Consider the following 20,469-nt stretch of genomic DNA (forward strand, 5'->3'; position numbering starts at 1 on the left):
GTAGGGAATGCCTGGCCAGTTCGACCGCGGACGGGACCAAAAAGGTAACGCACTCCTGGTCCCTGCCAGATCGGTGGATGATTTTCACTCGCCGCCCCGATCAATTTTGCTCATGTAACCAATCGGCTCCACGGGCATTTGGTCACCAGCGCCTCGAGACGATCGTGGTGCTGACCAAACCAAAGGAGTGAAATCATGACAGGGAATAAACCACTCGCAATGATCACGGGCGGCTCATCTGGAATAGGCTTCGAGCTTGCCAAACAATTCGCCAAGAATGGATTCGATGTCGCCATTTCAGGCTCAAGCGACAAGGTGAACGAGGCCGCCGATGCGCTACGAAGCCTTGATGCCGAAGCATATCCGTTCAAAGCGGATGCCTCGACGTACGATGGCGTCGAGAGGTTCTGGACCTTTACGCAGGGGCTGGGGCGCCCCTTGGAAGCCGCGGCTCTGAACGTCGGTATCGGTATTGGCGGCGCCTTTGTCGATAACGATCTCGAGGATGAGCTTCGCCTGCTTGCGATCAATGTAACCGGGACCGTCCATATGGCCAAACGCGTCGTCCAACATATGGTCAAGAACGGCCGCGGCAGGATTCTCATCACCTCCTCGGTTTCGGCGACCCTGCCCACGCCATACGAAACCGTTTACGGCCCGTCGAAGGCATTCGGTTACATGTTCGCGGAATCTCTGCGCGAGGAGTTGCGCTCGACCGGGGTCACGGTGACGGCACTCCTTCCGGGCGCCACCAACAGCGACTTCCACGCGAACGCTGGAATGGGCGGTACGAAGCTCGGTGGCCAACAAAAAAACGACAAGACGCTCGTCGCCAAGCAGGGCTTCGAGGCCCTCATGAACGGCATCGACCATATCGTCGGCGGAGATCAGAAAACCAAGCGGCAGGTGTTGGAAAACCGGACGACCCCCGAGCCCGTCAAAGCCGCGCGGCAAGCCGAATTGACCCAACCGCAGTGAAGGAGCACGTCATGTCACATCTGAAAAACAAGGTCGCCATCGTCACAGGGGCTTCCTCGGGCATTGGAGCGGCGACCGCCAGAGGATTGGCGGAAAAAGGTGCGCGCGTCGTCCTTGCCGGCCGCAATGAGGAACGCCTCAGTCAGATCGTCGAAGACATCACCGGTTCGGGAGGTATTGCCAGCTACAAGGTTGCTGATGCCACGGATTTTGAGAGTACCAAGGCCCTCGTCGCGTTCGCCACAACGACGTACGGCCCGGTCGATATATTGGTCAACAATGCCGGCCTCATGCTCTTTTCCTATTGGAAGGATGCCGCCGTCGGCGATTGGAACAAGATGATCGATACCAACCTGCGTGGCTATCTGCATGCGATCGCCGCGGTGCTGCCGTCGATGTTGGAGCGCCGGTCCGGCCGCATCCTGAATATGAGCTCTATCGCCGGCGTTCATGTCGGCGAGGCGGCAGGGGTTTACGGAGCCACGAAGTTCTTCATACGCGGTATTACCGAAAGCCTCAGGAAGGAGGTGGGCGTGGGTAGCGGGATCCAAGTGTCTATGATCAGCCCTGGCGTGATCGATACCGGCTGGGCCGACAAGGTTCATGACGAGACGGGCAGAAAGATCGCCGGAGAGCTCAACAAGCAGGGTATTCCGCCGTCGTCGGTGGCTGAAGCCGTGGTCTATGCACTAGACCAGCCCCCGGAGATCACGATCAACGACATTTCGTCCATCCAACCCGGCAGGACTGGTAGCCCGCGTTTTCGAGAGCTCAGAACTAGAACCTCCGGGACTGTTAGACCGCCTCGCGGAACCAACCGGTGCCGTCTCTCGTGGCTGTGGACACGAAGATCTTCATTGCATGACGATCTAATCCCGGACGTTTTCGTTTTTCAGCGACCGGGCCATCTCCGCCGTCCTTCGCAGGATCCAACATGGATCACTAGGTCAAATTTTTGACTGCTTCCTCGGCCATCACATACCAAATACAGGGCCAGTTAAATAAGGATTGAAGGTGCCGGCCGGCCTGAAGCAAGGTCGGCGCCGGCAAGGGCGATCTTTTTCAGTACAAGTGCGAGTATCCATAACTCATGGTATCAACGCGGGCCGATCTGGCCGACCTTGAAACTTTCGTCGCGATCGCGCGTGCGGGGGGGTTCCGAAAGGCCGCCGCGCTTCGCGGCGTTTCCGGGTCTGCCCTCAGCCACTCGATCAGGGGTTTGGAGGCCCGTCTGGGCGTCCGTCTGTTTCATCGGACAAGCAGGAGCATCAGTCTCACCGCCGCCGGCGAAGTGCTGCTTGCCGAACTGGAGCCCCGTTTCCTCGGCATTCAAGCTGCGATGGATCTCCTAGACAGTTTCAGGAGCGGGCCTACGGGCAGAGTGAGAGTGACCACCCTGCGTGACGCCGCCGAGCTGCTGATCGCTCCTCGACTGCACAGTTTTCGCAAGAGCTACCCAGATGTCGAGGTCGAAGTCAGCGTCGAGGATCGCTTCATCGATATGGTCGCCGAAGGTTTTGACGCGGGCATCCGTTATGGGGGAACGGTTCCCGAGGGGATGATCGCGTCGCGTCTGACATCCGAACTCGAATGGATCGTAGTCGGTTCTCCGGCCTATCTCAACGAACGAGGGCGGCCCGCGCGGCCGGAAGATCTCTTGACGCACGAGTGCATCCGGATCCGAACCGGTACGGATCACCTCTGCAAATGGGAACTTGGCGACGGCGATCGCATGGTTTCTCTCGACGTTCCGGGACTTCTCACGCTCGGAGATTCGGAACTATCTATCCGCATGGCGGAGGAGGGAGGCGGTCTCTTTTATTGCCTGCAGGCCCGGGTCGAGGACAAACTTGCGGCCGGTTCACTCGAAGTCGTGCTGCCGGACTGGACCTCTACCGGGCCGGGTTTTCATGCATACTACGTTTCGCATCGACAGGTGCCGTCCGCTCTCCGGACGTTTCTCGACTACCTTAAGGCGCCGGTTGCGGGCGATTGAAGTGACGGCCAGACGAGACAGCTTCACCAGGCAGGAGAATCGCATATGGATGGTAAGGAGTTGTTTTGCTGAGGCAAATCGACTCAAGAACTCTCCGATAATTTGGAGGTACGGATGAATCGATTTGCCACCTGTTTTAAAGATCTGCCCGACCCTCGGGGCGCAACACACGTCATCCGCTGATGTCGATCCTGTTCATTGCCATTGCCGCGATCGTTTGCGGCGCCGAAAGCTGCGCCGACATGGCCGATTCGGCGTTTCCAAAAAGAAGTGGCTCAAGACGATCGTGCCGCTGCCCTATGGCATCGCCGGCCATGGCACCTTCTCCACCGTTTTCCGCTGCCTCAATCAGGTTGCCTTCGAAGCCGCTTTACCGAAGCCTTTGCAAAGGGCATGGAAGGCGTGGTGGCGGTCGACGGCAAGGCGGTACGAGGCGACGCCGCTGCCCCTCGTCAAGGTCTGGGCTGCCGGTTGCGGCCTGGTCATCGGCCAACAGACCGCGCCGGGCCGCAACGAGGTCCAAGGGGCGCTCGATGCGCTTGCGCTTTTGTCGCTGGAAGGTGCCATCGTCACCGCCGATGCCCTGCATTGCCGCGCCGATACCGCTCATGCCATCCTTTCCGCCGGCGGCGACTATGCCCTGGCGTTGAAGGCCAATCAGCCCGGCCTCCTGGCACAGACGATTGCTCGTCTGGACGACGTCGAGCCACTCGGCGTCCAGACCGCCGCCGAGAATGACCATGACCGCTGCGAAAGACGCCGTGCCTGCATCGTCGCCGTCAATGACATCGACTTCCCCGGCCTGCAGGCCATCGGCTCCGTCGAGGCCACAAGCCGTCATGCCGATGGCCGTCTGACCAGCCATGTCCGCTACTTCCTGCTCTCCACCGTCATGTCGGCTGCCGCCCTGATCGAGGTAACCAGAACTCATTGGCAGATCGAAAACAAACTGCACTGGGTGCTCGACGTCCAGTTCCGCGAGGATGCCGCCAGAAACCGTAAGGATCACGGACCGGCAAACATTGCTCTGTTACGAAAGATTGCCCTCAACCTCATCCGGGCCCATCCAGATAAGGCCTCCATTCGTCGAAAGATCAAGAAGGCAGGGTGGGACGATCAGTTCCTCATCTCTATCATCGCTCATATGCGATAGCCCTGCTTCACCAGGGGAATTTGAGTGCCGGCAGAAAGCGGTCGCTCGCAGCCAGAAAAATAATTGGCAGCAAGATCGCCTGGCATCCTTTAACATGCCGAAAGCGGAAAAAAATACGTGACAGCCTCCGATCCCTCTCTGAGCCGAGGCCATCCATGATGGTAGAGAATCCGCAAGTCTTCGGCTGTCTGACACGACCAGCCGGTACGAATGCGGTACTGCCACGGCTCTCCTCCAGGCGCCCGTTTTTGATCTCTCGATATCTAAATTTGTGCAGACGAGCAGGCAAAGCTATAACGGCAGGATCAACGAATACTGGTAGCTCTCAGACAATCTGGATCGATATCAACCGGGAATGCCTGCATATGTAGGGAGGATTCAAGCACGGCGTGAGGGCGATGCAGACGGACGAGGCGGAGACGTCACGGAAACCCGAGAGCACCTGCATCACCTCGCTCGAGGTTTCCAGGCGGCCTTGTAGGAGACCCGCGGCGTAGTGCCCCGAAAACCCCACCGCGCAAATGCTGATTATGAAAGACAGTACGAAAATGATTACTCTGTAGCCGGAAACGGGACAACAGCCTGTCCATTGTGGTCGATCCTTGTCCATAGGCGGTGAAGAAACTTCATCAATCGGGATCCGCCTCCGAGGGAAGCATCGAATCATCAATGACGACACGAAAGCTGCGCGACCGAGGTTGTCTGTCAACAGATTGTCTGATAAAACTTGCTAAGGTTCGAACTGTCTCACAAACTTGCGGAGGAATAACTCCGTAACAGAACCGGCGCTGCCGCAGCCGGCACAACTTTCACTGCTGAAATCGATTGCCGCGATGTTCCTTGTTTTCAATGGAAAGCGGTGACCGCATCTCGGCTATGTGAAGGCTTCGAACATGTCGTCGTCCTCGCGACGGCGGGACGCGACGCCTTGATGAACAAACGGGCGTCCTTTTTATGGATGGACGGCTCCATGGCGCCGAGATCACCAGCTTCCCCGATATGCATCTTGAGATGTTGATCTGGGACAGGTAAGTATTGAGATTCAAGAAGCAGAGAAGATGATTGATAAGAAAGCATTGCTCGATAATATGACCTTGGCGGAGCAGGTCTCGCTACTTTCCGGCGATACGTTCTGGTCTTTACCGCCCATCGACCGCCTAGGGATAGGGAGATTGCGCTTGACCGACGGCCCCAACGGCGCCCGCGGGGCGGGGTCTTTTGTCGGAGGTGTGACTGCAGCGGCTTTCCCGGTGGGCATCGCCATCGGAGCGAGTTGGAACCCGGATCTAGCCAAGGAAATCGGCAGTGCCCTAGGTGACGAGGTTCTTTCAAAAGGTGCCCACGTCTCGTTAGCCCCCACCGTTAACATCCAGCGTAGCGTCACAAACGGCCGCAACTTTGAGTGCTTCTCTGAGGATCCGATCCTGACGGCGGAACTTGCAGTCGGCTATATCGAAGGTCTGCAGTCCACGAAAGTCGGTGCCACGATAAAACATTTCGTCGGCAACGAGTCCGAGATTGAACGTACAACCATCTCTTCAGATATCGATGAACGCACGCTGCGCGAAGTCTACCTGATACCCTTTGAGACGGCGGTGAAGCGGGCAAAGGTCTGGGCCGTGATGTCTTCGTATAACAAGCTAAACGGTACTTACACGGCGGAAAGCCATTGGCTGTTGAACGAGGTTCTGCGCGGTGACTGGGGTTTTAACGGCGTGGTGATGTCGGACTGGTTCGGCTCGCGTTCGACCGCACCCACCGTGAATGCCGGGCTGGATCTGGAGATGCCGGGCCCGACTCGCGATCGCGGCTCCAAGCTACTGGCTGCGGTCGAAGGCGGCGAGGTTAGTGTCGAGACGATCCGCGCCTGTGTGCGCAATATCCTGACTTTGATGGAACGCACCGGCGCTATCAACGATCATCGCGAGTTTAAGGAGTACGCCATTGATCAACCGAAACATAGGGCATTGATCAGGCGCGCGGGAGCGGAAAGCGCAGTTCTGCTACAGAATGACGGGATCCTGCCATTGGCTCAGCAAGGTATGGTCGCCATCATTGGACCCAATGCCAAGGTCGCGCAGGTGATGGGAGGCGGCTCGGCGCAGTTGAACCCTCACTATGTCATCAGTCCGTGGCAGGGGCTGGTGGACGCGCTGGGTGAGGAGAATCTGTGCTACGCTCAGGGCTGCAACAATTATCGGTTTCAGCCGCTAATCGAAAACCCCACAACCTTCGAGTTTTTCCAAGGAAGGGAGCTAGCTGGCGAACCGGTGAAGGTCGTCGAGGAACCGTCGAGCCTTGGTGTATGGTTGCCCCCCGTGGCCGAGGGCTTTGTCGATCCCCTTCGCTTTTCGGCTAGAATGCGCACCATCTTCACAGCCTCGGAAGCCGGCGTCTATCGCGTCGGACTAACCTCGGCCGGGCTTGGCCGGGTCTATGTGGACGGCAGACTTGTGGTGGACGCTTGGGCTTCCTGGATACGTGGTACCACATTCTTTGAAGAAGGCTGCGAAGAGGTCGTGGGTGAAATCACGCTCGAAGCCGGCCGTACATACGAGGTCGTCGCCGAGTACGCCCGGCACGACCACGTCAACCTCTATATCGCCGCAATTCGGGTAGGAATAGGCAGATTTTCGGCCGAAGCGGAGATTGCCGAGGCAGCAGCCGTCGCGGCAAAGGCTGATCATGCGGTAGTCTTCGTGGGCAGAACGGGCGACTGGGATACCGAGGGCTCCGATCTTCGCGGTATTGCACTTCCCGGTCTGCAGAACCAGCTTGTTGAGGCGGTAATTGCGGCCAATCCGAACACGATCGTCGTACTACAAACCGGTGGACCGGTGGAAATGCCCTGGCTTTCCGGTGCTCGTGCAGTACTGCAATGCTGGTATCCCGGACAGGAGGCTGGCAACGCGATCGCCGATGTGCTCCTCGGCAAGGCCGAGCCCTCGGGCCGACTGGCACAGACCTTCCCCGTGCGCTGGGCTGACAACCCCACACATACTGAGGATGACGCCGTCTATCCAGGTAAGGACGGCCATGTGCGATATGACGAAGGTGTGTTCGTCGGTTATCGGCACTACGACCGCCACGGCATTAAGCCGCTGTTCCCGTTCGGTCATGGTCTCGGTTATTCAAGCTTTGCGATGTCGGACCTGACGGTAGGGCTACCAGACGCTGCCGGCGCGGTGACAGTGACACTGGAATTGACCAACATCAGCGAGCGGCCAGGTTCGGCAGTGGTGCAAATCTATGTCGGCGATGTTGAAGCATCTATACCCAGACCGGTTAAAGAGCTGAAAGCCTTCTCGAAAATTGCCCTGGAACCCGGTGAGAAACGAAGGTTGCGTTTCATACTTGACGCCCGAACATTTGCCTTCTTCGACACGACCGAGCGGCGTTGGCGGATAGAGGCGGGGGAATTTGCAGTGATGGCTGGGTTCTCGGCCACCGACATCCGTTTGAGTTTAACTGTCACGCAAAAGGGCGCTGTCTTGGCGCTCTGAATGGGCCGCAAATCAATGACCACATTGGGCAGTGGTCGAGTTCCAACGTATGCAGTTTTGGCGGTGAAGCTGGGTGAGTTGAGTGAGAGAATGCCTCAAAACCGGTACTTGGTTAATGGCATGGCGAAACACCGCCTGCGCCTCCAAAAACAGGCAATGTTTTCTGAACGATCGTAAGCGCGATTTTCCCCGCACCTTCTGCAATTGAGTGAGCTTTGGCATGAGGTGTCCACCAAAATAGGTGGACACCAAGGGATGGAAGAAGTGACCTGCCACTGAATTTTCATCCGGCGGCGATTAGATGTAGAGCCTCGGCCGGGGTCTGGTATCCGAGCGATGAGTGCGGCCGGAAATGGTTGTACAACACGACGACAGAACACCCACGGGACCGAGGTTCGCGAGCTTTTGTATCCGTGGCATCCCTGGTCCGGGCAACCCGTTCACGTGCATGAGGCGGTGTCCAAAGGGAAGCATATTTCCGCTGCAGCCTTTCTGGTTCTTCTTCTGGTCGACTTCTTGAGGTCCCATCGTGGATGTTCGACCGATCAATGAGTGGTTGTTGGCGCAGCCTGGCGGTTCCGCACGTCGATCTCGCAAGCCTGCATTCTTTGGCAAGATTGCTGAAGGACGCTGATGCCTCATCGCAATCTTCGGTAATGGGCGCAGCACTTTGGTCGACTCAGCCTATTCAACGCCATGGTGAGGCAGCTAAATGCTGACTTCCAAGAGAACCTTGAGCCTGCCCATCGATGCAAAATAGCTAATAGCGCGGCAATCAGGATGAGACGCTTGCGACAATCTGGATGAGATTCTTAGGTCGCGGTCGGGATCAAATTATCATGCTGATTGCCGCTGACAAGTTCTTCGTCGTTTTCTGATTGCCGCTCCGCGACAGACAGCGTTGATGTCCTGATTGTCGCAAACGAGGCCGGTCGGCCGCGCTGGCGTTTTTCCTCAAGCGCAGTTCTGCGGCGATAGCTTTCGACGTTCATCTCGAAGATCGTGGCATGGTGCACGAGCCGGTCGACTGCTGCGAGTGTCATGGCAGGGTCGGGAAAGACCCGGTTCCACTCTCCGAACGGCTGGTTGGCGGTGATCAGGATCGACCGGTGCTCGTATCGTGCCGAGATCAGCTCGAATAGCACGCTTGTTTCCGCCTGGTCCTTGGTGACGTAGGCGAGGTCATCGAGGATGAGCAAGTCGTACCTGTTGAGTTTGTCGATGGCAGACTCAAGCTGCAGTTCCCTTCGGGCGACCTGAAGCTTCTGCACAAGATCGGTGGTCCGGGTGAACAGGACCCGCCATCCGTTCTCGATCAGCGCAAGGCCGATGGCAGCAGCAAGATGGCTCTTTCCTCCGCCGGGCGGACCGAACATGAGGATGTTAGCTCCCTTGGCAAGCCAGCTGTCGCCGGCGGTGATTGCCATGACCTGCGCCTTCGAGATCATGGGTACAGCGTCAAAGGCGAAGCTGTCTAAGGTCTTTCCGGGCGGCAGGTGCGCTTCGGCGAGATGCCGTTCAATCCTGCGATTGGCACGCTCTGCCAGCTCGTGCTCGGCAATAGCCGACAGGAAGCGAGCTGCCGGCCATCCTTCCCGGTCCGCCTCTTCGGCAAATCGTGGCCACAGCATTTTGATCGTCGGCAGCCGGAGCTCGTTGAGCATGATGCCGAGGCGTGCTTCATCGATAACGTGGGCGTTCTTCATGCCGCTTCTCCCGTCCCGATCAGGGCCTCATAACCGTTGAGCGATGCGAGTTGCACATGAACGGTCGGCAGCTTGGCTGGATCCGGACCGAAGAGCGCTCGCATGGTAGCCAGATTGGGTAAGTCACCAGCATCGAGTATCCTGGCCAATTCTTCGGCAAGTTCGCGTTCGCAACCACGGTCATGCGCGAGCGCCAGGAGTTCGACGGTGATCTTGCAAGCCTGCTTGTCGGGAAGATGCTCGATGAGGGCTTCGAAGGCCTTGCGATATTCCTGACGCGGGAAGAGCTTGTCGCGATAAACGAGGCCGCGGAGCGCCATCGGCTTTTTGCGCAGGGAATGGATGACGTGGTGGTAGTTGACGACCTGGTCGTGTCGGCCGTCGGGATGGCCGCGTCCTCGGCGCAACGTCATCAGATGCGTACCGCCGACAAAGACATCCAGCCGATCGTCGAACAGGCGAACTCTTAACCTGTGGCCGATCAGGCGGGATGGCACGGTGTAGAAGACCTTGCGCAAGGTGAAGCCGCCCGTCCGGGACACCGTAACGACAATCTCTTCGAAGTCCGTGGTCCGGCGCTCGGGCAGCGCCTGCAGATGGGATCGCTCAGCATCAATGCGCTTGCCATGGGCAGCGTTGCGACGGCTGACGATGTCATCGACAAAGGCGCGGTAAGAACTGAGGTCGTCGAATTCCTTGGCCCCCCGCATCAGCAGGGCGTCATGAACAGAGTTCTTGAGATGGCCATGGGAGCTTTCGATAGAGCCGTTCTCATGCGCGACGCCTTTGTTGTTGCGCGTCGGCGTCATTCGATAATGGGAGCAAAGCTGATCGTATCGGTGGGTGAGATCGACCTTGGCATCGGCGTCGAGGTTGCGGAATGCCGCCGACAGGCTGTCGCTTCGATGATAAAGCGGCGTACCTCCCACGGACCACAGGGCATTTTGAAGCCCTTCAGCCAGCGCGACAAAGCTTTCGCCGCCGAGAATGACATGGGCATGTTCGAAGCCCGACCAGACAAGCCGGAAGTGATAGAACAGGTGATCAAGCGGCTGGCCGGCGATGGTCACACCAAGACCGCTGGCGTCGGTAAAATCCGAAAGGCCCAACCGGCCTGGCTCGTGCGTTTGGCGGAAGATGACCCCCTGCGCTTCGCCATGGACAGCACGCCACGACCGAATGCGTCGTTCAAGCGTGCGGCGGATACCTTCAGAGAGTTCTGGATGTCGGCGCAGCATCTCGTTGTAGACAGCGACGGCACGGATACCGGGTGCGGCCTTCAGGAGCGGGACGACTTCGGTCTCGAATATCAGCTCTAAGGGATCAGGGCGGCGGCGTCCGCGCGGCGCTTTGCTCTGAGAAGGCAGTTGTACCTCCTTGGCGAGGCGGTATGCCGTGGCTCGGCTGATCGACGCTTTTGACGCGGCGACCTCTACGGAATGCGTTTGTCGGTACTTCATGAAGAGTCTCATCTGATGATCGGTTAAATGGCGACCCGGCACAAACTGGTTCTCCAATCCAGAAAACCGCAAATGTACCGGACCGACCGCGATCATGAGACGCCGAAAATCTGCGCCACGCCGGGGTATGACTACGATCGGGCTACGCCCTCACTCCGTCACACCCCGGCGCGAGTCTCATCCTGATTGACGCTGAATCTCATCGAGATCGCCGCTACGCATAAAAGAGCCAGCCTGCCCGTCTAACCAATGCGAGCAGAACTCTCGGGACATTGTCACCCAACTTGTAGAGGGCCATCTTCGGCGTCAAGGCGCAGACCTCAACCGCTTCCGAGCAGAGAACTACGTCGGGTGCTGGACATATTTGTGAAGAACCCAACACGGCACAATACTTTTATCATCACGGAATGGGCGCGGCAGTCGGCCAGCAGCCAGGCGCCTGTAAAATCCAAGTGTCGAGCCGACAGGGCCTTGAAGGCATGCCTGAAACCAGGATGAGGGAACATATCGCCGGATTGGGCCGAGTTGAAGAACGTTGTGGGCAAGAATCTGTGCCCTCACCTCATCAGTCCAATTCCGCCGCCGCCGCCGACAGGTGATCTTTGAGCTCATTTGGGGATCGTTAGCGTTCAGCTTCGGTAGGCGGACGTGCATTTTTGCGATGGTGGAAGTTGTCGGCAGGTGGGCAACACGTGAAATATGGTTCTTCACTGAAATCGAGGGCATCAGACACGTCCCGCGCTCGCCGCGACAGAGCGTCCGACGAGACCTCGAACCATCTTCCGCGAACACTTCATAGCACTGCCTGCAACGTGCTTCGTGTAGACTGCAATCTTCAGTACATCGTTAAGCGAGGTCGTGTCTGAACAACACCGTAGGCATGCCGGATCCTCCGTATTCGAGATGGAATAGAGCGCCTCAGGAATGGTCCCATTTCATCCCGAGGAGGAGAAGTGAAATTGCCATAGTGGCGTGGCGGCGTTTGTTCGCGAGGCTCATGCTACGTGAGTGTCGAGAAGATTGCGACGGATTTAAGTTTCGATCGCCGTGGTTTACCGGAATGCACCTTCCGCTATTTCGCCGCCGAGACGTTGGTCGAGTTCCTCGTGCTGGCCGTTGCGGCAACTTGGCGATTCACGCCGCCACCGCGCGCCTATCGCTGCGGCAGCACAGCCGGCTTCGACGCATCTTCATTCAGACAAGGCGATGGCAAAAATCATCGTCACGCCCGCGCGCGCTGGCCCTGTCGAGATTGCGGCCTTCCTGATGAAAGGCGACGTCGATCCGCTGGACGCCAAGAAGTGACCTTCGTCTTGTCGACCCCCCCTGCGGGAATAGAGCCAATCAAGCGTGCGGCGCGCCAGTGGGAGGACGGCACTTGGCGCGAGAACGTGCCGTTGCGGCAAGTGGAACATCCGTGTCGATTCTCGCGTCAGCGATTTTGAGCTTGCTCGGGCTTCCGGCGAGATTGAAATTGGGAATTTGAATGCCTTCACTGCAAACACACCGGATCTTCATTTTACGTGGCGCAACTTTCCTCAAACGAACCCGCACCCGTGCGGTATTTGGCCACATCCTCGCCGAGGCCGGAGCCGGAATAACCGGGTCCGAGCTTCACTCTCATCACATCAAGGGTGCCTGCCACGAGCAAACGCCTTATAATTGGCGCGAAGCCAAACCGCGTCGGTGACAGGGCACTCACAGTAATGGGCAGGGTGCGGCTGTGGGCCGGCAATTGCTTATTTTGACGCGTCGCTTTTGTTGGCATGCGCCTGAATTTGCGTGCATCGCTCGATCAGGTGCTCGAACGGCTCGGAATCGCCGAGCAGCAGGCCGTCGTCGACCATGCGCGCGTAATCCTCGCCGAGCGCACGCAGACCTTCTCCGGATGGCGTCAGAACCAGATTGCCGTTGACGGCTGCGGCGTAGTCGATGGGCGAGCGGTCGGCCGCCTTTTCCGCAAAAAACATGGATTTGTGTTTCGCCACGGCATTGGCGAGTTGCCGATCCGCGGATGCTTTGTCGGCGAAACCAGCATCGTCCAGCCGGACGACATCATGCCAGTGGCGGGCAAAACGATCGCCGCGAAGGCGCTCCTGCAGGCAGAAGACATGGATGGCGGTCGCTTTCTCCCACAACGTCCGCTCCGCGTGCATGACGCGGGGACTCGCTTTCGGAAATTCGACACCATCAACCTGGCCCGACGCGTCACAGTCGACGGATACTGGCCGGCTCGCCGGTCGACCGCGCTCCGAATTCGAGCATGACGCTCGGGGCGACATAGCCGGATCCGCTGCTCACCGCTTCATAGTCGAGGTAGAGCGTATCGTCCTCGAGGCGGATTGCCGCCGGAAGAGATTGAACGCGCAACGCGCCATAACCGGCTCCACCGAGCCCGCCACCCAGACCGGAAGCCGCTTTCGCACCTCGCTGGTCCAGTGTTTCTCCTCGCTGCGGGTTTTCGGCAGTGCTTCGTCATTGTCGCCAACCAAGTCCGGCGCCAGGGCGCGGATATCGTAGGTCAGGTCGACATCCTCGGAGAACCTTTTGATGACACCGTAGGCTTTCGAAAGCGAGGTGCCGCCCTTGAAGACGAGATGCTCACCGAGCTTGGACGAAAAGAGCGTCTGCAGCGTCCAGACGACCCAGACATCCTTTTCGAGGAGATGAATGGGCCGTCCGGTGCGGTCGGCCGCCACCGCCAAGGCTTCGCGTCGGTTATCCTTTGACAAGGTCAGAAACAGATCAGCGATGCGCAGCCTTTCCTACGCTTCTTGCAAGCCAGGTCGGAAACTGCGGAGCCGCCGCCACCAGCTCGCCGAACGCGTTTGGCGGCAGCTTTCGCTTGATCCGCGACAGTGCTTCATCGGCCCTTTCCGGCCCAAGCCATGCAAGTGCGCGGACCGCCACGCCAGCAGGTCGATCGGCCAAGGCCAATTGCCAGCGCGGCACGTGCTTGAGCTCGACCGTCTGCTGTCCAAGGGTCATCGTCCGGCTACGGCCGGATGTCAGGTAGACGGAGCGGACCGGGACCTGGGAGGTCAGGCCCAGGGCATTTGCCGCGGCGGCGCCATCGAGACGATGACCTCACCGCGCTGCTGCGCCACCGCCTCTACGGCCTGTTCGACCGTCGGCGGCCGACTGCCAAAGCGACTTTTGACGGGCCGCATATAGATACCACGGCCCGCCCGGACGAGCTCGCCACGCTCGGCCAGGCGCGACAGAGCCTGATCCAGGGCGGCTCGATTTCCGAGATGCAAAAAACTCTTTGCCGAAAGCGCGGTCCTTCCGGCAGTCGTTCAGCATGTCCCATGATTTGCTATGTCAGCTTTTGCATGGCATTTCTCTTGTCAGAATTATATGCAAGTTTCTGACAGTTTGCAATGAGAGGGGAAGACGGCGAGCCCGGACGGTGCTGACCAATTTTTATCGGTCAGTGACCCGCTGTCTCTTCACAATCACGATTCATCTATCAGGCCGTATCACACTTCTACCATCGCATCGCTGATGGCCTTGCCTAGCGCGGCTGCAGCGTTTGCAAGCGCCTCGTCGTCCATATCGCGAGCGGCCATCGCAAAAGCAGTTCCCTCGGACGTTACGATTTCCCGCGCCCGCTCAATTGCCCAAAGGCCGAAGTCGCTGCGGCTGCTGATTTCCACGGTTTCCATGTTGTCCCCTGATTTGTTCGAGAGGACGGCTTATACCGATTTGCCGGACAATGCAGTCTGAAAACCGAGCCCGAGGACCGACTTTGATCTGTCTCGTGAGCGCATTCCCTACGGTAGCGTGCTCTATTGCGCCGCACCTTGGCGACTGCGGTGTCACCAGCATTTGTACTGCGGTATAATTTGGAAGCGCTATGTGGGGGTCAATGGTTCAATTTTGCCGCTCCGATAGCACCCATTTGTCATATCACTGAAAAACTTCTGACCTAACGAGGCTTTCCGGGCCTCCGTTCAGGGTGCGGCCGTCGATCAGGAGTGACGAAATCATGTTGGAACGTGTTGGCAGCGGATCGAAAGAGGTCGAAACCCTGGTCGTGGACCTCGACCAGAAAGACGTGACTGGCCGTTCTGCATCGACAAAAACCATCGACGCCGGCGAAATACGCAAGATCGCGCCGAGCGGCAACGGGCAGGCACTCGACATCTCCGCTGCGCGGGGCTTCGTCGGGTTTACCCAGAGCAAAAGCGGCGCCACCGCGATCCTGGTCGATGCAAAGGTGAGCACGCCCGAAACCGACCCGGGCAACGATCTCAAGATCGACCTGGACGGTTTGAAAAAGGTTGCCGCTTCCGAATTCGGCAGCACCGTTCCCAACAACATCACCCACCTGTTCAACCCGACCATCCAGGCGATGGCCAAGCAGTTTTACGGGGGAGACAGCCCCGCGGTGCGCGATCAGTTCAAGGCCGACGTCAAGGCGCTTCTCGGTCCGCTGCTCGACAAGGTAGGCGCCGGAGAGGTCAGTCAGGCTGATCTTGGCGGCCTTCTGGAGCGCCTGACCTCGCGTCTGAGCGCTCCCGGCGGCAAGGAAGTCTGGGGTTACCGCCACGCGGTACAGACCGCGCTCGAAGGGCTCGTCATGGGCGCCAGCCTGGTCTCGAAGCTCCCGGCCAATGCCGAGTGGGACAAGAGCGTCTCGCCGCTACCCTCCAGCAATCTCGCCAGCTATTCGTTCAACGACGTCATGGCGGCAATCATGATCGGCACCGGGCTGGCCGGCAAGGGCATTGCGGCCAACGGCTCAGATCGCGGGCGCTTCTTCGCCGGCAGCGGCGGTGACGCCTGGATCGCCGAGCGTATGTTCGCCACCACGGACAATGGCTGGAGCAAGACCGTCCAAAATCTCGATCTGCCCTATATCGACAGCGACTATCTGACATCGAGCCTCAAGAAGATGGACCTTGTCATGTCGGGCTCGGATGCCATCGAGCCGGTCGTGGAGCGCCCGATCGACGAGAACGACATCCTGGAAAGCAAGGTGCTGCGCGGCTACGCTCCGTCGACCGCCTATGAGCCGACGCTGAAGAAGCTCGACGAACTCAAATACGGCATTCTCGGCGACGCCGTGAAGGACGTGAACCGGAATTTCGTCGCGCCCGACAACATGGACCACCTCGACCAGCTGACGCCGGAACAGAAGGCGACGGTGCTCTACGATCTCATCGAGATCAAACAGCAGTTCAATGGCTATATGAACCAGTATGGCGACAGCGTGCCCGATGGCGAGCGCGTCGGCAAGGACCTCGATGCGCGGATCGAAAAGCTGACGGCCGATCCGGCGACGCAGCAGCATCTCTCGGATATCTTCGCGAGCGGCATGAAGGAATATCTGCAAAGCCCGGAGAATTCCGATCTGCTCACCAACATCGAAGACGCCTATCTGATCGATATCGGCGGCGGCAAGGCGATCGACCGGGCGCTGAGCGCCGGCAAGAGCTTCGAAGATGCCCTGAAGGATTATTATTCCGAACTCAACACGCTCGTCGATCTCCTGCCCCAGGATTATATCGACGCGCATCTCGACGCCGCGAACGTCACCTTCTCGAACATCGTCAAGGAACATTATATCGGCGACGGCCAGGGTGTCGATCTCGAGCCGCTGCTGTCGGGTCCGGATGACACATTTGTGCCCGGCGCAACGAATGACGCCATCAGCCAGTTGGCAAACACCTTCGCCGAGGATTTCATCAGCAAAAACGGCCCGGCAGATGGCGGCGAGACGCTGAAGCAGAACCTGGCGCAGGATATAGCGCGCGACGTCGACGGCGTTCTGCGCATGGTGCGCGGCGGTATGAAGCTCGACGACGCGCTTGCCTCCTTCAAGGATTCGCTCGACCTGCCGCGCCAGACCCGTACACCTGCCGGCATCGATGCCGAAGTGTACAAGGCCGGTCTGATGCACGCCGTGCAGATGCTGACGATGTCGAGCGTGCTGGTGGCGCACGGCCTCGGTGTCGGCGGCAAGTGGACGCCGGCCGATATCGCCGCTGCGGTCGGCTCGGCGACACAGATCGTCGGCATGACGATGGAGGGGCTCGGCAAGAACCTCGACGTTGCCGGCAAACCGTTCAGCGCCTTCGGCAATCAGCCTGGCAGCTGGGGCAAGGGGATCTCGATGAACTTCTCGCCGAAGACGATGGAAGCGGCAGGCAAGATCCTCGGCGCGGCCGGCGGCCTCGCCATGGCCGGCCTCGGCTTCTATTCGGCGTCGCGGTCGATGAAGGCCGGCGACCGCGCCAAGGGCGCGCTCGAAATAATCGGCGGCATTGCCGGTACCGGCAACGCGCTGATCGGTTTCTCCGAGGCGATGCTTTATCTGACCAATGCCATGTCCCGTGCCTTTTCCGGACTCGGAACGGTGGCGCCGGAAGTCGTGACCATCTTCAGCAGCGCCGCCAAAACCGGCCTTGCCGCGGCCGGACTGGTCACCGGCCTCGTTGCCTCGGCCGTCGGGCTGGCGCTTGGTCTGTGGGATATGGCCAATGGCGTGAAGAAGCTCGACAAAATGGAAAAGCAGCTGAACGAGAAGCTTGAACGCTACACCGGCGAGTCCGTGCATCTCGAATTTGGGCCAGACCCGTCATTCATCTGGTAGAGGCAGAGGGGCGGCAACGATGACCGCCACAGCCTGGGAAATACCCTGCGACCCCTCGGTAAAAATGTGATTTTTGATCTCCAGGCGCGAGGCCGCTGCATTTTATGCAACCGCGATGTCCGATCGGGCTTGAATTATCAGGCAAAGGTCGATCTTATGCCTAACGTAAGGTAAACGACGTCATCCGCGAAAAGCGGAAAAAGAAAATCAAAGGGAACGCATGTCATCGATCGCACCAGCATCTTCGGATATCGATACGGTTTCATTTCTCCGGCTAAACGCCAATTCCGATCCAAAGTCCGAAAATTCCACGAGCCAGGGCAAAACCACGAGCACCACGGTCAAGAAGGCATCGCCTTTTGCCTCTGACGGGACCACGACGGCAGCCCTGACGATTTTCTCCTCTATATCGGCGCAGACGAGCAGTCCGAAGTTCGTTTCGCTGGCCGCCACGTCGAATGGCACGTCCCGCCCTACCGCGCCGATCCAGCCGGTCATCGATCTCCTGTTCAATTCCGATTTCATGAGCGAGATCAATCAGGGCTTCATGGAAGGGCTGAAGGACAAGGACAAATCCTTCGAGAGCATCGACGTCGTCAAAAACCCTCACAATTACACTGCCGAGCAGAAACTGATCATGTATCTCGATCTGCTTCAGACCAAGGCGACCTTCGGCCAATACAAGGACAGCCTCGGCGACAACCAGCGCGGCATCTACAACGACCAGGAGATCCTGAAGGATCTCGACAAGTCGATCGCCATCCTGGGCTCGGACCCCGACGTCAACTCGCTGATGACGGAGAAGGCGCTGAAGGCCTTCAAGCTGATCTTCTCCGGTTATCGCGTGGCGCCGGCCGATACGAACAAGGACGCTTCCGAGATCATCAACGACACGATAACGCGTGACGAGAAGATGAAGGACCTGCGTACGAAGGTCGAGGATGCCTTTGAGCGCGACATCGTCAATGGCGGCCTGCTGAATGACGGTCTCAAATCCGGCAAGGACGTCACCACCATTCTCAAGGAATATAATGCCGCCCTCGGCTTCTATTCCATGGTGCTTCCCGACGATTTCGTAAAGCAGCGCTCGGCGATTGCCGACAAGACCTATGCCGAATTCTTCGACAAGAACGTGCTGCCGACGATCTCCGATCCGACGACGGCGCTCGATGGCCTGATCCGCATGGGACTGGCCGGCAACAAGACCGAGCGGGAACTGAAGGGGCTCGGCTCCATCCTGCCGGTTGTGGATTTCGACCAGTCGCTCGGGCTCGGCGGGAGCCTGTTCCCCGATCTCAAGATCGACCTCGACGGTTTGAAAAAGGTTGCCGCTTCCGAATTCGGCAGCACCGTTCCCAACAATATCACCCACCTGTTCAACCCGACCATCCAGGCGATGGCCAACCAGTTTTACGGGTCAGACAGCCCCGAGGTGCGCGATCAGTTCAAGGCCGACGTCAAGGCGCTTCTCGGTCCGCTGCTCGACAAGGTAGGCGCCGGAGAAATCGGCATCGGCGATCTCGCCGGCAATCTGGAGCGCCTGACGTCGCGCCTGAGCGCACCCGGCGGCAAGGAGGTCTTGGGCTACCGCCATGCGGTGCAGACCGCGCTGGAAGGGCTCGTCATGGGCGCCAGCCTGGTCTCGAAGTTGCCGGCCAATGCCGAGTGGGACAAGAGCGTCTCGCCGCTGCCCTCCAGCAATCTCGCCAGCTATTCGTTCAACGACGTCATGGCGGCAATCATGATCGGCACCGGGCTGGCCGGCAAGGGCATTGCCGCCAACGGCTCAGACGGCGGGCGCTTCTTCGCCGGCAGCGGGGGCGACGCCTGGATCGCCGAGCGCATGTTCGCCACCAAGGACAATGGCTGGAGCAAGACCATCCAAAGTCTCGATCTGCCCTATATCGACAGCGAATATCTGACATCGAGCCTCAAGGACATGGGACTTTCCATGTCAGGCCTGATGAAGACGCTGATGCCCGGCACGGATGTGATCGATCCAATCATCGTCGACGGCAAGACCGCCGAAGAGGCGATCAAGAGGATCATCGCCCCGAGCCTCGACGCGCTGGCGGAAACCCTGTTCAAGGGCAATGCCGATGCCATGGCGCAATACAAGACCAATTTCACGACGATCTTCACCGCGCTTTGGGCGACGATGCGACCGGGCGGCAGCGTCGAAACGATCAAGGCCGACCTTGCCAAGCTGATCGACAAGACCGCGACGGCGGCGCCGGCAGGGGTCGATCCTGTCAAATACAAGGCGGCGCTCTCTTCCGGCGTGATGTCGGTGCTTACCGCATCCCGCTCCATCTATGCCGGCCTCAACATGACGAGCCCGACCTGGGACAGCATCGGCATCGTGGTTCTGCACGCCCTTGGCGCTCTCGCGCACATGGGCAGTGCGCTCGGCTCGGCGATCAAAGCCTCGAATTTTTCGCTGCTGGATGGGATCAGTTCACTCGTCGGCGTTTCCGACGAGCTGGCGCGGGCGCAGCGCAGCGTGCTCTCCGCCTTTTTCAAGAATACCGGGACGACGGTTGGCGCCGTTGCCGGCGTCGCTTGGCTGCCGGTGGAATATTACCAGTTCCTGCAGGGGCTCACCAGTGGCAAGGGCGATCCGGTCGATCTCATCTTCATGGGTATCGGAACCGCGGCGGACACGGTCGGCGCGATCGAGGGCATCGCAGGCGTTGCCAATATGCTGGTGAATTCCACCTTCCTCGGGCGCACGGGCGCAACGGTAGCGCTCGTCTCCGGCGGCTTCTCGCTCGCCTTCGCGATCGCCGGCGCGGTGTCCTGGGCGGCCTGGGCGGGCTTTGCCATCTACCAGAGCATCAAGCAGGAAAAAGCCTTCCACAAGCAGACCGACATGATGAACGACATGCTTAAGCGCACTGTCAACGACACGGTCGGCATCTACGCCAAAACAGGTCAGCGCGTCGGCGCCAAGGGCGGCGTCGCCCCCGCGCCCCGCGACCCGGAACAGCGCGAGCTGACCCCTGAGAACTGGGACGCGATCATCGCCGATATCGAGAAGCGCCGCGGTACGGCGGTGGGCTGATCCGGGAC

General features: G+C 59.1%; 11 protein-coding genes and 4 pseudogenes. 7 read left to right on the forward strand and 8 right to left on the reverse strand.

All coding sequences use genetic code 11. The annotated features are described in order from the left end of the window. Positions 1-195: 195 nt before the first annotated feature. From RHE_RS29620 to RHE_RS29635, 4 genes and pseudogenes are all read left to right on the forward strand, one after another. Complete coding sequence (locus RHE_RS29620) at positions 196-978, forward strand: SDR family NAD(P)-dependent oxidoreductase (RefSeq protein ID WP_011053310.1); 783 nt, start codon at positions 196-198, stop codon at positions 976-978. An 11-nt stretch (positions 979-989) separates the two neighbouring features. After that, a pseudogene (locus tag RHE_RS29625) lies at positions 990-1,732 on the forward strand (SDR family oxidoreductase). A 336-nt stretch (positions 1,733-2,068) separates the two neighbouring features. Then, positions 2,069-2,974, forward strand: a complete 906-nt coding sequence (locus RHE_RS29630; RefSeq protein WP_004674388.1) for a LysR family transcriptional regulator — start codon at positions 2,069-2,071, stop codon at positions 2,972-2,974. A gap of 286 nt (positions 2,975-3,260) precedes the next feature. Beyond that, the gene (locus tag RHE_RS29635) at positions 3,261-4,127 is read left to right on the forward strand and encodes an ISAs1 family transposase (protein WP_237353332.1); all 867 of its coding nucleotides are present in this window, start codon (positions 3,261-3,263) and stop codon (positions 4,125-4,127) included. A 409-nt stretch (positions 4,128-4,536) separates the two neighbouring features. On the opposite strand, the pseudogene RHE_RS35180 reads toward RHE_RS29635, so the two are convergent. Beyond that, a pseudogene (locus RHE_RS35180) lies at positions 4,537-4,717 on the reverse strand (hypothetical protein); the annotation flags it as partial. 468 nt (positions 4,718-5,185) lie between these two features. On the opposite strand from RHE_RS35180, the gene RHE_RS29645 reads away from it, so the two are divergent. Beyond that, positions 5,186-7,630, forward strand: a complete 2,445-nt coding sequence (locus tag RHE_RS29645; protein ID WP_004674391.1) for a beta-glucosidase — start codon at positions 5,186-5,188, stop codon at positions 7,628-7,630. A gap of 812 nt (positions 7,631-8,442) precedes the next feature. Here the strand turns inward: RHE_RS29645 and istB are convergent. The 6 genes and pseudogenes from istB to RHE_RS29680 all read right to left on the reverse strand — a co-directional run bounded on the left by istB (position 8,443) and on the right by RHE_RS29680 (position 14,464). Further along, positions 8,443-9,336 (reverse strand): IS21-like element ISRel5 family helper ATPase IstB, encoded by an 894-nt coding sequence (gene istB, locus RHE_RS29650; protein ID WP_004672573.1) that lies wholly within the window; start codon positions 9,334-9,336, stop codon positions 8,443-8,445. Next, positions 9,333-10,838: an IS21-like element ISRel5 family transposase gene (istA, locus tag RHE_RS29655; protein WP_042120085.1), complete on the reverse strand. Its 1,506-nt coding sequence runs from the start codon at positions 10,836-10,838 to the stop codon at positions 9,333-9,335. Before istA ends, istB begins: the two co-directional genes overlap by 4 nt. A gap of 1,477 nt (positions 10,839-12,315) precedes the next feature. Further along, positions 12,316-12,441, reverse strand: a complete 126-nt coding sequence (locus RHE_RS34930; RefSeq protein ID WP_257784634.1) for a hypothetical protein — start codon at positions 12,439-12,441, stop codon at positions 12,316-12,318. Positions 12,442-12,535: 94 nt separating this feature from the next. After that, positions 12,536-13,549, reverse strand: a pseudogene (locus RHE_RS33945) (nucleotidyl transferase AbiEii/AbiGii toxin family protein). Continuing rightward, positions 13,542-14,109 (reverse strand): annotated as a pseudogene (locus RHE_RS29675) (DUF6088 family protein). The pseudogenes RHE_RS33945 and RHE_RS29675 overlap by 8 nt, the downstream one beginning before the upstream one ends. A 169-nt stretch (positions 14,110-14,278) precedes the next feature. Further along, positions 14,279-14,464 carry a hypothetical protein gene (locus RHE_RS29680; RefSeq protein ID WP_042120089.1) on the reverse strand — a complete coding sequence of 62 codons (186 nt, stop codon included), beginning with the start codon at positions 14,462-14,464 and terminating at the stop codon, positions 14,279-14,281. A gap of 323 nt (positions 14,465-14,787) precedes the next feature. Between RHE_RS29680 and RHE_RS29685 the strand changes: the two genes are divergently transcribed. After that, entirely contained in the window at positions 14,788-17,397 is a 2,610-nt protein-coding gene (locus tag RHE_RS29685) for a hypothetical protein (RefSeq protein ID WP_011053319.1), read from the forward strand. Between the two features lie 207 nt (positions 17,398-17,604). Here RHE_RS29685 and RHE_RS34685 read toward each other — a convergent pair whose 3' ends face one another. Then, positions 17,605-17,895, reverse strand: coding sequence for a hypothetical protein (locus RHE_RS34685; protein ID WP_004672580.1), 291 nt, complete (start codon positions 17,893-17,895; stop codon positions 17,605-17,607). Between the two features lie 25 nt (positions 17,896-17,920). Between RHE_RS34685 and RHE_RS29690 the strand changes: the two genes are divergently transcribed. Continuing rightward, on the forward strand, positions 17,921-20,461 hold the full coding sequence (locus RHE_RS29690; RefSeq protein ID WP_004672581.1) for a hypothetical protein: 2,541 nt from the start codon (positions 17,921-17,923) through the stop codon (positions 20,459-20,461). Positions 20,462-20,469: the final 8 nt, after the last annotated feature.

It is taken from the genome of Rhizobium etli CFN 42 (assembly GCF_000092045.1).
Classification (GTDB): domain Bacteria; phylum Pseudomonadota; class Alphaproteobacteria; order Rhizobiales; family Rhizobiaceae; genus Rhizobium; species Rhizobium etli.